This is a genomic window from Streptomyces dengpaensis (assembly GCF_002946835.1).
In the GTDB taxonomy this organism is placed as follows: domain Bacteria; phylum Actinomycetota; class Actinomycetes; order Streptomycetales; family Streptomycetaceae; genus Streptomyces; species Streptomyces dengpaensis.
Genome location: NZ_CP026652.1, coordinates 7,104,208 through 7,118,180 on the forward strand (window position 1 = coordinate 7,104,208; position 13,973 = coordinate 7,118,180).

A 13,973-nucleotide genomic window follows, 5' to 3' on the forward strand; every position below is an offset into this window, starting at 1 on the left:
GGGCCGGGGCGCGCTGCGACACTGAACGCCTTCGGCCCGGGGGCGCGCTGCGATACTCACGCCATGTCCGCAGCGACGCCGCGAGCCGTACCGGATGCCGTACCGCGCGTACCGCGGGGGCTGCCCCGCGTCGTGTCGCTGGTGCCGTCGCTGACGGAGGCGGTGGCCGTGTCCGTGTCCGGCACCCTGGTCGCCGCGACGGACTGGTGCAGCCATCCCGCGGACCTCGACGTCGTACGCATCGGGGGCACCAAGAACCCCGCGGTCGACCGGATCGTGCGGCTCGCCCCCGACCTCGTCGTCGCCAACGAGGAGGAGAACCGCGAACCCGACCTGACCGCTCTGCGGCAGGCGGGGATCGAGGTCCTGGTCACCGAGGTCCGGGATGTGCCGGGTGCCTTCCGCGAGCTGGAGCGGGTGCTGGCCGCGTGCGGGGCGGTGACCCGGCCGCGCTGGCTCGACCAGGCGGAGACGGCGTGGGCGGAGCTGCCCGCGCCCGGCCGTCGTACGACCGCGATCGTGCCGGTCTGGCGGCGCCCCTGGATGGTCCTCGGCCGGGACACCTTCGCCGGCGACGTGCTGTCCCGCCTGGGCGTGGACAACGTGTACGCCCGCCACCAGGACCGCTATCCCCGCATCCCGCTCCCCGAGCTCAAGGCGGCGGCCCCGGATCTCGTGGTCCTGCCCGACGAGCCGTACCGCTTCACCGCCGCCGACGGACCCGAGGCCTTCGAGGGCCTGCCCTGCGCGCTCGTCGACGGCCGCCGGCTGACGTGGTACGGCCCGTCCCTGGCGGCGGCGCCTCGCGTCCTCGGCGAGGCGCTGCGACCTGCCGACTGCTGACCAGGCGGCCGGGAGGGCCTTCGCCGCCTGGTCAGTGGTCGGGCAGCACGATGACTTCGAACTCCTTCGATGCGTACTGGGCGCCGTCGTCCTGGTGGACGAGCAACTGGGAGCGGCGTTCTCCGGCCTCGGCCACGGCAGTGGCGACTGCGGCTCTGACGTCGCGATTGCCGTAGAGGAAGGTGCGGGAAACGTCCGCGCGGCGGGCGACGGCGGCGACGCTGACCTGGGCTTTCTCAGCTCAGCTCAGGACAGGCTCAGCCACTGAAGCCGTCCGGGCCGCCGGACCGTGGTCCCCGACCGGGAGTTCCGGTCCGGCGGCGGGGTCCGTTCAGTCCTCAGGCGGCTCGGGCGCCAGCAGCTCCCGGAGTTCGTCCATCGCCTCCCGGAGCCGGTCGGCGAACGTCCGCATCTGCGCGGCGACCGCCAACGGCGTGCTCAGGTAGAGGTTGAACCGCTCGGGAAGCAGCACATAGGCGACACCGATGCACTGGCTGCTGGTCGACCCGAAGCCGAAGTACTGGATATTGACGGACGGCGCGGAGCTCGTGCTCAGGTAGTCGTCCCGCATGGTCAACCAGCCCGGCGTCCGGTACAGCGCGGGCTGCTCGGTCACCCCGAGCTCGGCCCCCCGCCGGCGCTGGATCAGCTCCAGCTCCCACAGGTGCTGCTCCGGCACCTGCCCGGCCTGGCACGCCTTCGCGCGCGCCACATGGGCCTCCGTGGCTGCCCGAAACGCGGCGCGCCGGGCCTCCGCGTCCGCTGCCGGGTCCTCCATCGCCGCCACGAAAGCCACCATCTCGGTGGTGACGACGCGCATCGCCTCGGTCCGCCCGTGCCGGTACCGCCGGGTGGCGATCGACTCGTACGTGGCGCCCAGGTGCCCCTTGGCGCGCTGGTGGGCGAGCTGGTAAGCGGCCTGGACGAACGCGTCCGGCGAGACCCCCAACACCTTGGCCGCGCTGCTGCCGAAGTCCGCGAACGACAACGTGCTGGTCGCGGTGTTCTCCCCGTACGCCGCGAACGCGTCGGCGGCGGAGCGCGCCTGGTCCCGCAGCGCGTCGTCCAGTTCGAACACGATCGGCTCCAGCGCCGGCAGCCCCTGGGAGCGGGCTCCGGACTGCCGGGACTGCTCCTCGGCCGGGGTGTTGAGCAGGGCGTCGGTGAAGGTGAGGATCGTGGTCCCGTCCAACTCGCAGTGCTCGACGTTGATGCCCGCCCGTCCGTCGGCGAAGACGACGAAGGACACGGCCTTGTCGAACCAGCGGTTGCCGCGGTCGCCGTACAGCAGCTGGTCACAGGCGTCCTGGACGTCCGCGGGGGCGAAGTCCTCCAGAGCGACGCAGAACAGCGCGGTCTCGACATCGTCAAGGGCGTCGGCGTTGCGGGGGTGGCAGGCGAGGAGGGACTCCCGGGCGGCCGCCCACTCCGCGCGGGCCATGGTGGTGAGGTGGCCCACCGAGGTGTCCGCGCCGGCCGGGTCGGCCTTCATCACGGCGCGCAGCCCCGCCTCGATGTCATCCAGGCTGTGCGGGACACCGTCCGGACCCAGCACGTCCAGCCGGAACATGCCGCCCCGGAAGAACACCACGACGTGCCGGGCCTCGGACGGGCCCGGCCACTCCTCGGTGTAGGGGGCGCGGACGGTGTCCTGCTGCACGCCGGGGATACGCGTGGTGGAGAACAGAAACTTGTTCTGCACCATCGACTGAGGTGCTCCGCGCTGCACCACCGGTGGAATCAGCCCCTGATCGAGCTGCCGCTTGTAGTTGAGGGCCCCGGCGACGAGCCCGGCCGCCCGCTCCACCTGCGCCTGGTCGGAGTCCTGGAACAGGAAGAAGAAGTTGGCGTTGAGCGCGATCCGGTCCCGGCGGCCCAGGTATCGGTACGGCCAGAAGGTGTCGAGCCAGCTGTGCACGCCCTCCGTGGCGTCGTATTCCTCCAGCGCGGCATGCAGCACCCGGCCGGGGCCACCGGGTCGGAGAAAGGCGGCAACCTCCGCCTCGGTCGCCGACCGCTCGTCGGCGGTCAGCAGCGGCGTACACCAGGCGAGAAACCTCTCGCAGCTCGCATCCAGCGTAGGCAGCGGCACGCGCGGGAGGCTGTCCTCCTGGGCGAAGGTCGCGTTGCCTGACGCATCCTGACTGGTCTTCAACTCTGTTCTCGATTCGGATCGTTGGTACCTGTGATGTCGTACGGCCGGGAAAGGTAGAGCTGTGCGTACAGCCAGCCTTCCGCCTCCAGGCCCCGTGGATCCACCCCTGCGGCCGACATGCTGTCGAGCACGAGCGCCTGCTCCTGCGGGGAGGCGAACCGCCGCTGTCTGAACACCTCGTCGACGCGGACGGTCCGGTAGCCCAGACTCGCCAACGCGCGCTCGACGGAGTCGAACGGGAACATCCGCAGCACGAAGTGCGCCATCCAGGGCCGGCGGATGCCCTGCGCCCGGACGACTCGCGTGAGCGTCCGCTCGGTGACGTAGCCGACGCAGCCCGTCGAGAACACCAGGTCCGTACCCGAGAGCTGGGCGCGCTGTCGCGGTGTGGGCTCGTGCTCCTCCAGGTCGGCGTGCACCACGTCGTCGAGGAACCCGGCCTCAAGAGCGTAGGACAGCGCGCTGCCGGAGGTGTCGAGGCCGACGAAGCTGATCGCTTGCGGGGGTTGGCGTGACCGAACCAGCTCCCGGTCGCGGGCCAGCAAAGCCTCGCGGCTCTCACCCGCACGCTCCTCGTCGCCGTAGCGCGCGTACAGCTCGTCCATGGTCGCGTCGTACTTCAGCAGGGCGGCGTTGACTCCGTACGAGCAGCCGATGTCCAGCACCTTCGGTACCGCGACGTGCTGGGACTCCCGGTACTCCGTGATGATCTTGGCGAAGTAGGGCTTGGCCTGCTGCGGAACGCCGTAGTCGAGCGGGCGCAGCACCCTGAAATAGGTTCGCGGATCGGGCTGGTCGTAGATGTGGTCGAGTGAGACTTTTCCGGTCACGTCGAAACGCACAGGGCTTACTCCTCCGTGGGATCGCGCAGGGGGAAACGGCCTACGGCGACTACGCGTTCTCGCCGCCCGCTAGTCCAGGAGCCGGTCGCCGCGGACCGCCCGGCCCTCGGCCGCCAGGTGCTCGGGCAGCACCCGGCCGAAGAGCTGCCGGGTCCGTTCCACGCTCCCGATGACGCCGGGGCGCTCGCTGTAGGCGAATATCGCGGAGTGGCGCGCGACCTCGCCGCGCACCGGGCTCACTCGGTGCAGCGAGTAGCGCCCTTTGAACAACTGCAGGTCACCCGGTTGCAGGGGGAGGCGCCGGGTCAACCGCTCGCCCCGGTCGTCCACTACGTCCCGGACGTCGTCGAAATTCTCGTCCTGCGCGGTCCGAATGTTCGGGCAGTACTCGAAGACGCCGCCGGCCTGCGCCTGCTGGGTGAGCATGCTCACGGTGAACTCGTTGGTGTCGAAGTGCCAGGGGTGCTCCATGCCCGGCGCGATGACGTTGAGAACCAGCCCGGAGAGCGGGTCCGCCAGCTCGTGCAGCTCCGGCAGTTCGAAGCAGCGGGCGATGAAGTGCCGGAACACCATGTTGGAGTAGAGCCGGCTGATGAGGGAGTCCGCGGGGATGCGGTCCCGCGCGACGAACGCGTTACCCCGCTCGAAGGTCTTCCGGCCCGGATGGTCCTCCGGCAGCGCCGAGTCCACTGCGATGTTGTAGACGTTCACCGTCTCGACGTCGTGGTGCGCCCGGGGGGCGATGGCCGAGCACTCCTGCCGCAGCACATCGCGCAGCGACAGGCGGATGAAGTCCGGCAGCACGGTGCAGCCGAGAGTCAACAGGTCGCGCCGGGCACGGGAAACCACGGCCTGTCCCCGGGCGCTCGCGAGTTCCGACAGGGGATAGCGAGCCGTGTCGACTACCTGATCAAGCGTCAGGGCTTCCAAAGAGCGCATTCGATCCTCTCCACATGCGGGCCGCCCCTCCCCTCGGTTCCCTCGCCGGCCCGCGGTTCCGCCTCTTACGCACACACGGGACGAGCGACGCAATCCGTGCGGTCGGCCGGACCTCACTCTCGGCTTTTCAGTAACTCGGCTGGCAAGAAGGGCACTTGAAGTTCCCACAGTGGCGCCGTGTTGTCTGTGACGCGTCACACTGCCCAACTGTGAGCTCCAGCAGGCCTTCGCGGGTTCGGCACGGGCCGACCGTCGCGCAGGAGCCGCAGGAGCCGCAGGAGCCGGTGCACCCTGCGCGATGGTCAGCCCGTGAAGCCGGTGATCACAGGGATCGAGTCGCAGGACATCAGTCAGTGATCGGGTCACGACCACAGGGGACCCGCGTACCACTACGACTGTCGGTGATCGTGGCGATGGTCTCCTTCGTCGTCGTCATACCGTAGGTCTGGGCGAGGTGGGAGACGATCTCGCCCGAGGTCAGGCCCTTCGCGGTCAGTGAGATCACCATGTCGTCCAGCGCGCCCGTGCGGCGGGCGTACGAGGGCAGCAGCCGGGGCCGGAACGTACCCAGCCGGTCCCGGGGGACCCGGACCGTGACCGCACCGGGCACCACGGTCGCGCGGCCGTGGGTTCCCCACCAGGGAGCATGGCTCTATGAGGGCATAAGCTGGGCTTATGGGTACGGTGGATGGGCTGACCGGGGCAGGGGCGAACGGCAGCGCAGGGGCGAGCGGAGGGGCAGGGGCGAGCGGAGGGGCAGGGGCGAGCGCGGAACCGGCTGCTGCGAGCGGTATCGCGCACCGGGTGCCGGATCTGGGCGCGCTGGAACTGCTGCTGGCCGTGGCGCGGCTGGGGAGCCTCGGGCGCGCCGCGCGTGAACTGGGGATCAGCCAGCCGGCGGCCAGCAGCCGTATCCGGTCCATGGAACGGCAACTGGGCGTGGCGCTCGTCGACCGCTCACCGCGCGGGTCCCGCCTCACCGACGCGGGGGCACTCGTCACGGACTGGGCGCGGCGGGTGGTCGAGGCGGCCGAGGCGTTCGACGCGGGGGCGCAGGCGCTGCGGGACCGTCGGGACTCGCGGCTTCGCGTGGCCGCGAGCATGACGATCGCCGAGTATCTGCTGCCGGGCTGGCTGATCGCGCTGCGCGCGCAGCGCCCCGACACGGCGGTGTCGCTCCTCGCCGGGAACTCGGCCGCCGTCGCCGAACGTCTCCTCGCCGGCGAGGCGGACCTCGGCTTCGTCGAGGGTCTTTCCGTCCCCGCGGGGCTGGACTCGACGGTCGTCGCGCGTGACCGGCTGATCGTGGTGACGGCGCCCGGGCATCCGTGGGCGCGGCGCCGGACGCCTCTGTCCGCCGCGGAGCTGGCGGCCACGCCGCTCATCCTCCGGGAGGAGGGGTCGGGTACGCGGCAGGTTCTCGACGTGGCGCTGGGCGGCCTCGCCCGGCCGCTCATCGAGCTCTCCTCGACGACGGCGGTCAAGGCCTCGGCGGTGAGCGGTGCCGGGCCTGCCGTCCTGAGCGAACTGGCCCTCGGCGAGGAGCTCTCCACCCACCGCCTGGTGAGCGTCCCCCTCTCCGAGGTCCAGCTGACCCGCGCCCTGCGGGCGGTCTGGCCCACGGGCCACCGCCCTACGGGCCCGGCCCGGGACCTGCTGTCGCTGACGCGGGGGTCGTAGGTCGGGTGGGTTTTTTCGCCCCCGCCGCCCCTGCCCTCCCCCACTCTCGGCTTCGCTCGAGCGGGGGGACCCCCATCGTCACTTGGGGGCTCCGCCCCCAAACCCCCGCTCCTCAAACGCCGGAGGGGCTGTCTCTAGTCCGTCCGGCGTTTGAGCCCGCCCGACGCCGCGCCCCCGCCCAGGTCAGGATGCGGCCCCGACCAGCCCCCGCACAACCCGCAGATCCTCACCCATCTCCGGGTGCCACTGAACCCCCAACACCCAGGCGGAGCCGGGAAGTTCGATGGCCTCCACCGTCCCGTCCACCGCATGCGCCGAGACGAGCAACCCCTCGCCGAGGCGGTCCACCGCCTGATGGTGGTACGTGGGCACGGCACACGACTCCGGCACGAGCGAGGCGTACAGACTCCCCGGCACGGGCGTCACCTCGTGGCGCCCGAAGACCCCGACGTCCTTCACATGCCCGTCGACGTGCTGGACGAGCGTCCCGCCCAGGGCGACGTTCAGGAGCTGCATGCCCCGGCAGATACCGAGCAGCGGGGTACCCGAGTCCAGCGCGGCCCGGATCAGGGCGAGCTCCCAGGCATCACGCTCCGGCGCGGCCGGCCCCGTACGCGGGGAGCGCTCGGCGCCGTAGCGGGCGGGGTCGACGTCAGGGCCGCCCGCGACGACCACCCCGTCGAGCCGGGCGACGGCCGCGGCGGCCAGCGGGGGATCGTCCGGCGGAAGCATCGCGGCGAGCCCCCCGGCCGCCTGGACGAGCCGCGGGTACCCGGCAGGCAGCAGCGCGGCCTCCAGCTCCCACACACCCCACCGTGCCCGGGACTCCAGATACGTACTCACACCGATCAGCGGCCTGCCCACACTGCGCTCCCTGTCGATTCAATGGAATGCCCTCATACCTTTGGGAGGTACCCATCCGCGGCTCGCCCCACCCGCGGCTCACGTCAGAAACCCCCGCAGCAGCGCCGCCGTCCCCGCGCAGTGCTCCCGCGTCATCTCCCGCGCCCCGTCCGCGTCCCCGTCGAGCACCGCCTCGACAAGGGCGGTGTGCTGCCGCTGGGAATGCTCCAGGTTCCGTACCAAAAGGGGGATGCAGTCGAGGAGCTCGTTGACGGAGGCGCGGACGGCCGCGTACTGGGCGGTGAGCGAGGGGGAGCCGCACAGTTCCGCGAGGGTGAGGTGGAGCATCGCGTCCAGGCGCCGGTAGTCGGCGAGCGGCGCGTCGTGCGTGCGGGCCAGCGCCTCGCGCAGGCGGCCGGCCTGGTCGTCGTCGAGTCCCTGCGCGGCGCACAGGCCGGCCGCGCCCACCTCGAGGACCTCGCGGAACCGCAGTACGTCCTCGATGTCGACCTCGGCGACCCGGCGGCGCAGCTCCCGTTCGCCGGGCGCGTGGGTCCGCCGCACCACGAACGTGCCGCCGTAGCGGCCGCGCCGCGACTCGACCAGGCCCTGGTCCTGGAGCACCTTCAGCACTTCGCGCAGCGTCACCCGGCTGATCCCGAGCCGCTCCGCCAGCTCCCGCTCGGCCGGCAGCCGTTCGCCGCCCGGCACCAGGCCGAGCCGGACGACCTGGAGGATCTGCTCCAGCGCCTCCTCGAAACCGTTGCCCGCCCGCACCGGCCGCAGCACCGGCGTCAGTTGGTCGTCCGCCCCGCCGCCTGGTTCCGCCCGCGTCATCTGGTCGTGCCCCCTTCCCAAGCAATGGTTCTCAGCAATACCTTATGACTCTCGGCTGACCAAGGAGGCTTTTCCAGTGGCAGACCGCACACCCCCGCTCGCCGTCGAGGAACTGCACGCCCTCGTCGCGGGCGGCGAGATCGACACGGTCGTCCTGGCCTTCCCCGACATGCAGGGGCGACTCCAGGGCAAGCGGTTCGCCGCGCGCTTCTTCCTCGACGAGGTCCTGGAGCACGGCACGGAGGGCTGCAACTATCTCCTCGCCGTCGACACCGAGATGAACACGGTCGACGGGTACGACATGTCCTCCTGGGACCGGGGCTACGGCGACTTCGCCCTGCACCCGGACCTCAGCACCCTGCGGCGCGTCCCCTGGAACGAGGGCACCGCCCTGCTCATCGCCGACCTGGCCTGGAACGACGGCTCCCCCGTCGTGGCCGCGCCCCGCCAGATCCTGCGCCGGCAGCTCGACCGTCTCGCCGAACTCGGTTACACCGCCCAGGTCGGCACCGAGCTCGAATTCATCGTCTTCAAGGACACCTACGAACAGGCCTGGGACGCGCACTACCGGGATCTGACCCCGGCCAATCAGTACAACATCGACTACTCGGTCCTCGGGACCGGACGCATCGAGCCCCTGCTGCGCCGCATCCGCAACGACATGCAGGCCGCCGGCCTCACCGTCGAGTCCGCCAAGGGCGAGTGCAACCCCGGCCAGCACGAGATCGCCTTCAAGTACGACGAGGCCCTGGTCACCTGTGACCAGCACGCCATCTACAAGACCGGCGCCAAGGAGATCGCCGCCCAGGAGGGCGTCTCGCTCACGTTCATGGCGAAGTACAACGAGCGCGAGGGCAACTCCTGCCACATCCACCTCTCGCTCGCGGACATGAACGGCACGAACGTCATGGCCGGTTCCTCGAAGGACCCGGGCGGGATGTCGGACGTCATGCGCCACTTCCTCGCCGGACAGCTCGCCGCGCTGCGCGACTTCTCGCTCCTCTACGCGCCCAACATCAACTCGTACAAGCGCTTCCAGCCCGGCTCCTTCGCGCCGACCGCGGTCGCCTGGGGGTACGACAACCGCACGTGCGCCCTGCGTGTCGTCGGCCACGGCCGCTCGATGCGCTTCGAGAACCGGCTCCCCGGCGGCGACGTCAACCCGCACCTGGCCGTCGCGGGACTCGTCGCGGCCGGTCTGTACGGCATCGAACAGAAACTGGAGCTGCCGGAGCCGTGCGCCGGCAACGCGTACACCGCCGAGTACGAGCACGTGCCCACCACCCTGCGCGAGGCCGCCGAGCTCTGGGAGAACAGCCCGATCGCCAAGGCCGCCTTCGGCGACGAGGTGGTCGCCCACTACCGCAACATGGCACGCGTCGAGCTGGACGCCTTCGACGCCGCGGTGACCGACTGGGAGTTGCGCCGCTCCTTCGAACGCATGTGAGGCCCCCCCTTGTCGCACCCGTACGAACTCGACGTCCTCAACCCGGCGACGGAAGAGGTCATCGCGACCGTCCCCGGCGCCCTCGAACAGGACGTCGACGCCGCCGTCCTCCGGGCCGGCCGCGCCCAGCAGGCCTGGGCCGCCGCCGCACCGGCCGACCGGGCCCGGCTGCTGCGCCGCTTCGCGGCCGTCGTCGACGACCACATCGAGGAACTGGCCCGGCTCGAGGTCCGCGAGGCCGGCCACACCATCGGCAACGCCCGCTGGGAGGCGGGCAACGTCCGCGATCTGCTCGACTACGCGGCCGGGGGAGTGGAGCGGCTGACCGGCCGTCAGATTCCGGTACCAGGAGGTCTCGACGTCACCATCCTGGAGCCGCTCGGCGTCGTCGGCGTCATCGCCCCCTGGAACTTCCCCCTGCCGATCGCGGCCTGGGGCACCGCCCCCGCGCTCGCGGCCGGCAACGCGGTGATCCTCAAGCCCGCCGAGACGACTCCGCTGACCGCGCTGCGGCTGGCCGAACTCGCCCTGGAAGCGGGACTTCCGGAGGGGCTGTTCCAGGTACTCCCGGGCGCGGGCCCCATCGCGGGCAACGCGCTGGTCGAGCACCCCGGGGTCGCGAAGATCGTCTTCACGGGGTCAACCGCTGTGGGCAAACAGGTGTTGGCGAAGGGCTCGGCCCTCCTCAAGCGCGTCACCCTCGAACTCGGCGGCAAGAGCCCCAACATCGTCTTCGCCGACGCCGACATCGAGGCCGCCGCGAGCGCCGCCCCTGTGTCCTTCCTCGACAACTCCGGCCAGGACTGCTGCGCCCGCACCCGCATCCTCGTCCAGCGCTCCGCGTACGACCGCTTCCTCGAACTCCTCACCCCCGCGATCGAATCCGTCGTCGTCGGCGACCCGGCCGACGAGCAGACCCAGATGGGCCCGCTGATCTCCCGGGCGCAACTGGAGCGCGTACGGTCGTACGTCGACGCCGACGCGCCCGGCATCCGCGGCAAGGCCCCCGAGGGCCCCGGCTTCTGGTTCCCGCCCACCGTCCTCACCGACGTCGAGCCCCACGCGCGCGTGGCCGTCGAGGAGGTCTTCGGCCCCGTCGCCGTGGTCCTGCCCTTCGACGACGAGGCCGACGCGATCCGGCTCGCCAACGACACGCCGTACGGCCTCGCGGGCTCCATCTGGACCCGTGACGTCGGCCGGGCGCTGCGCGTCTCGGGTGCCGTCCGCGCCGGGAACCTGTCCGTCAACTCCCACTCCAGCGTCCGCTACTGGACCCCCTTCGGCGGCTTCAAGCAGTCGGGGATCGGCCGCGAACTCGGCCCGGACGCGCTCACCGCCTTCACCGAGACCAAGAACGTCTTCATCAGCACGGAGGGCCCCGCACAGTGACCTCAGAGACCTCAGTGACCTCAGAGACTCCAGACATCGTCTGCCGCCGACTGGTCGGCCGTACCGCCGTCATCACCGGCGCCGGCAGCGGCATCGGCCTCGCCACCGCACGCCGGCTCGCCTCCGAGGGCGCCCACGTCGTCTGCGGCGACGTCGACGAGCAGCGCGGCAAGGCGGCCGCCGAGGAGATCGGCGGGATCTTCGTGAAGGTCGACGTCACCGACCCCGAGCAGGTCGAGGCGCTCTTCAAGACGGCGTACGACACCTATGGCTCCGTCGACATCGCCTTCAACAACGCGGGCATCTCACCGCCCGACGACGACTCCATCCTGGAGACCGGCCTCGAGGCCTGGAAGCGCGTCCAGGAGGTCAACCTCACCTCCGTCTACCTGTGCTGCAAGGCCGCGATCCCCTACATGCGGCGCCAGGGCAAGGGCTCCATCATCAACACGGCGTCGTTCGTGGCCCGGATGGGCGCGGCGACCTCGCAGATCTCGTACACGGCCTCCAAGGGCGGCGTCCTGGCCATGTCCCGCGAACTGGGCGTGCAGTTCGCGCGGGAGGGCATCCGGGTCAACGCCCTGTGCCCCGGGCCCGTCAACACTCCGCTCCTCCGGGAGCTGTTCGCCAAGGATCCCGAGCGGGCCGCCCGCCGTCTCGTCCACATCCCGGTCGGGCGGTTCGCCGAGGCGGAGGAGATCGCCGCGGCGGTCGCGTTCCTCGCCAGCGACGACTCTTCCTTCGTGAACGCCACCGACTTCCTGGTGGACGGCGGCATTTCGGGCGCCTATGTCACCCCGTTGTAGTACCGATCTTCGGCGGGCGTCCTAGAGTGCCGGGATGAGCATGACGCCACCGCCCGGCTGGTACCGCGACCCGTCGTACCCACTCGTCGAACGCTGGTGGGACGGGACCGCCTGGACCGACCACCGGCGCCAGCCCGAAGAGCCACAACAGCCCTTGGTACGACCGGAATCCGCCGGTGGCGGCGGCTCCGGTCGCGCCAAGGCCGTCGCGCTCGGCGCGGCCGGGGTGGTCCTCGTGGCCTCGATCGTCACGGGCGCGGTCCTGCTGGGCCGGGACGGCGACGGCGGCGGCGAAGCGGCGGCGCAGACCGGCCCGTCCGTCGCGTCGTCCCCCACGCCCACGCCATCGCCCTCGGTGACCAGTCCGGCGCCCTCGGCGGAGGACCCGTCCGTCGTCGTGGACGAACTCAACGGCATCACGCTGCCGTTGCCCGACGGCTGGGTCAGACCCCAGTACGTCGCCGAGAACGACGTCGTGATGACGACCGACGGCACGTACGACTGCCCGGGCGACCCCGGCGTCTGCCGCCACGGCCGGGTCATCTCGCGCACGGTCACCGCGAACGACGAGAAGTCCCCGAAGGCCCTGGCCCAGCAGGACATCGAGGACGCCGCGAACAGGGCGTACGACCGCGACCTCGTCGACAGCCGCCCCTACGACGGCATCGAGACCCACCAGCAGGTGAAGGCGGGCTCGGTCGCCGTCGCCGGGCGCGCCGGGTACTTCGTGCGCTGGCGGGTCAAGACCGCGACGGGGCCCGGAGGTTACGTCCAGTCGCTGGTCTTCCAGTCCAGCGTGGGCTCGGAGTCCCTCGTCATCGTCCGCTTCGCCTTCGACGCCGGCCCCGACGGGCCGCCGCTGTCCGACATGGACGAGATCACCGAGGGGATACGGCCCATCGGCGACACGGACGCGGGCGGCGGCGTGGGCAGCAGCATCGGACCGCCGGAGCGAACCGGACAGGAGTGAACCGGATCACAGGAACGTGTGGCCCTCGCCGCGATACGTCGGGACGGCGGCCGTCACCGTGTCGCCCTCCACGAGGTGCAGCGTGTCGAACCGCTCGCACAGCTCGCCCGCCTTCGCGTGCCGGAACCACACCTTGTCGCCGATGAGCAGATCGTCGGCCGGGGAGCCGAGCAGCGGCGTCTGCACCTCGCCGGGGCCCTCCTTGGGGTCGTACTTGAGGCCCTCGGGGAGGTGCGGGACGGGCAGCCGGTCGACACCGGCGGCCCCCGATGCCGGATATCCGCCGCCGAGCACGGTGACGACACCCACGCCCGGCCGACGGACGACGGGCTGGGCGAAGAGCGCGGCGGGCCGCCCGCTGAACGAGGTGTAGTTGTCGAAGAGCCGCGGCACGTAGAGCCCCGACCCCGCCGCGATCTCGGTGACCGCGTCCTCGGCGGCCGTGTGCTGGACGCTGCCGGTGCCCCCGCCGTTGACGAATTCGAGGCCGGGCTCCACGGCTCGTACGGCGCGCACGGCCTCGGCCCGCCGCTGGGCCAGTTCCCTGCGGGCGGTGGCCTGCATCAGCCGGATGGCACGGGACCGCAGGGGCCGCCCCTCGACCGCGTCACCGACGCCCGCGATATGACCCTCGTACGCCATGATCCCGACGAGCTTGAACCCCGGCTGCCGGGTGACGGCGCGGGCCAGCTCGGCGACCTGGGCGGGGGAGTGCAGCGGCGAGCGGCGAGCGCCGACGCGGACCCGGCCGCCGAGCAGCTTGAGGGAGGTGTCCAACTCCAGGCAGACGCGCACGACTTCGGTGCCGCCCTGCCGAGCCTTGTCGATGAGGCGGAGCTGGGCCGGATCGTCGACCATGACGGTCACGGCGGCGGCGAGCTTGGGGTCCCCGGTCAGCTCGGCGTAGCCCTTGCGGTCCGCCGACGGGTAGGCGAGGAGGACGTCGTCGAACCCGGACCGCGCCAGCCACAGGGATTCGGCGAGGGTGAAGGACATGATGCCCGCGAAGCCGTCCCGGCCCAGGACGCGTTCGAGCAGGGTGCGGCAGCGCACGGACTTGCTGGCGACGCGGATCGGCTTGCCGCCGGCCCTGCGGACGAGATCGTCCGCGTTCGCGTCGAAGGCCTCCAGGTCCACGATCGCCACGGGGGCGTCGAGGTGAGCGGTGGCCCGGTCGTAGCGGGCCCTGTCGGCGGCGCGGACAGTCATGGCCGAAGCCTGC

12 protein-coding genes and 1 pseudogene are annotated in these 13,973 nt (G+C 71.5%); 6 read left to right on the forward strand and 7 right to left on the reverse strand.

Going from position 1 to position 13,973, the window contains the following annotated elements; translation table 11 throughout:
- Nucleotides 1–63: 63 nt before the first annotated feature.
- The gene (locus tag C4B68_RS32760) at nt 64–843 is read left to right on the forward strand and encodes a helical backbone metal receptor (RefSeq protein WP_099500126.1); all 780 of its coding nucleotides are present in this window, start codon (nt 64–66) and stop codon (nt 841–843) included.
- Nucleotides 844–1,174: 331 nt separating this feature from the next.
- On the opposite strand, the gene C4B68_RS32765 is transcribed toward C4B68_RS32760, so the two are convergent.
- The 4 genes and pseudogenes from C4B68_RS32765 to C4B68_RS32780 form a co-directional block, all read right to left on the reverse strand.
- Complete coding sequence (locus C4B68_RS32765; protein WP_240634551.1) at nt 1,175–2,935, reverse strand: choline/carnitine O-acyltransferase; 1,761 nt, start codon at nt 2,933–2,935, stop codon at nt 1,175–1,177.
- A 59-nt stretch (nt 2,936–2,994) separates the two neighbouring features.
- Nucleotides 2,995–3,840: a methyltransferase type 12 gene (locus tag C4B68_RS32770; RefSeq protein WP_099500128.1), complete on the reverse strand. Its 846-nt coding sequence runs from the start codon at nt 3,838–3,840 to the stop codon at nt 2,995–2,997.
- A gap of 69 nt (nt 3,841–3,909) precedes the next feature.
- Nucleotides 3,910–4,779: a HalD/BesD family halogenase gene (locus C4B68_RS32775; RefSeq protein WP_099500129.1), complete on the reverse strand. Its 870-nt coding sequence runs from the start codon at nt 4,777–4,779 to the stop codon at nt 3,910–3,912.
- Nucleotides 4,780–5,176: 397 nt separating this feature from the next.
- Nucleotides 5,177–5,383, reverse strand: a pseudogene (locus C4B68_RS32780) (transposase); the annotation flags it as partial.
- A gap of 71 nt (nt 5,384–5,454) precedes the next feature.
- On the opposite strand from C4B68_RS32780, the gene C4B68_RS32785 reads away from it, so the two are divergent.
- The gene (locus tag C4B68_RS32785; RefSeq protein ID WP_240634552.1) at nt 5,455–6,459 is read left to right on the forward strand and encodes a LysR family transcriptional regulator; all 1,005 of its coding nucleotides are present in this window, start codon (nt 5,455–5,457) and stop codon (nt 6,457–6,459) included.
- Nucleotides 6,460–6,642: 183 nt separating this feature from the next.
- On the opposite strand, the gene C4B68_RS32790 is transcribed toward C4B68_RS32785, so the two are convergent.
- Entirely contained in the window at nt 6,643–7,323 is a 681-nt protein-coding gene (locus C4B68_RS32790; protein ID WP_099500131.1) for a gamma-glutamyl-gamma-aminobutyrate hydrolase family protein, read from the reverse strand.
- Nucleotides 7,324–7,401: 78 nt separating this feature from the next.
- Nucleotides 7,402–8,139 (reverse strand): FadR/GntR family transcriptional regulator, encoded by a 738-nt coding sequence (locus C4B68_RS32795; RefSeq protein ID WP_099500132.1) that lies wholly within the window; start codon nt 8,137–8,139, stop codon nt 7,402–7,404.
- 76 nt (nt 8,140–8,215) lie between these two features.
- Here C4B68_RS32795 and C4B68_RS32800 point away from each other — a divergent pair, with 76 nt between their 5' ends.
- From C4B68_RS32800 to C4B68_RS32815, 4 genes are read left to right on the forward strand one after another with little or no spacing between them, the layout of a single operon-like run.
- Nucleotides 8,216–9,586 carry a glutamine synthetase family protein gene (locus tag C4B68_RS32800; RefSeq protein WP_099500133.1) on the forward strand — a complete coding sequence of 457 codons (1,371 nt, stop codon included), beginning with the start codon at nt 8,216–8,218 and terminating at the stop codon, nt 9,584–9,586.
- A gap of 9 nt (nt 9,587–9,595) precedes the next feature.
- Nucleotides 9,596–10,975, forward strand: coding sequence for an aldehyde dehydrogenase family protein (locus C4B68_RS32805; RefSeq protein ID WP_099500134.1), 1,380 nt, complete (start codon nt 9,596–9,598; stop codon nt 10,973–10,975).
- A 14-nt stretch (nt 10,976–10,989) separates the two neighbouring features.
- Nucleotides 10,990–11,781, forward strand: a complete 792-nt coding sequence (locus C4B68_RS32810; protein WP_099500135.1) for a 3-oxoacyl-ACP reductase — start codon at nt 10,990–10,992, stop codon at nt 11,779–11,781.
- 40 nt (nt 11,782–11,821) lie between these two features.
- Nucleotides 11,822–12,751 carry a DUF2510 domain-containing protein gene (locus tag C4B68_RS32815; RefSeq protein ID WP_167459335.1) on the forward strand — a complete coding sequence of 310 codons (930 nt, stop codon included), beginning with the start codon at nt 11,822–11,824 and terminating at the stop codon, nt 12,749–12,751.
- A 6-nt stretch (nt 12,752–12,757) separates the two neighbouring features.
- Here C4B68_RS32815 and C4B68_RS32820 read toward each other — a convergent pair whose 3' ends face one another.
- Nucleotides 12,758–13,960, reverse strand: coding sequence for an amino acid deaminase/aldolase (locus C4B68_RS32820; RefSeq protein ID WP_099500137.1), 1,203 nt, complete (start codon nt 13,958–13,960; stop codon nt 12,758–12,760).
- Between the last annotated feature and the right edge of the window lie 13 nt (nt 13,961–13,973).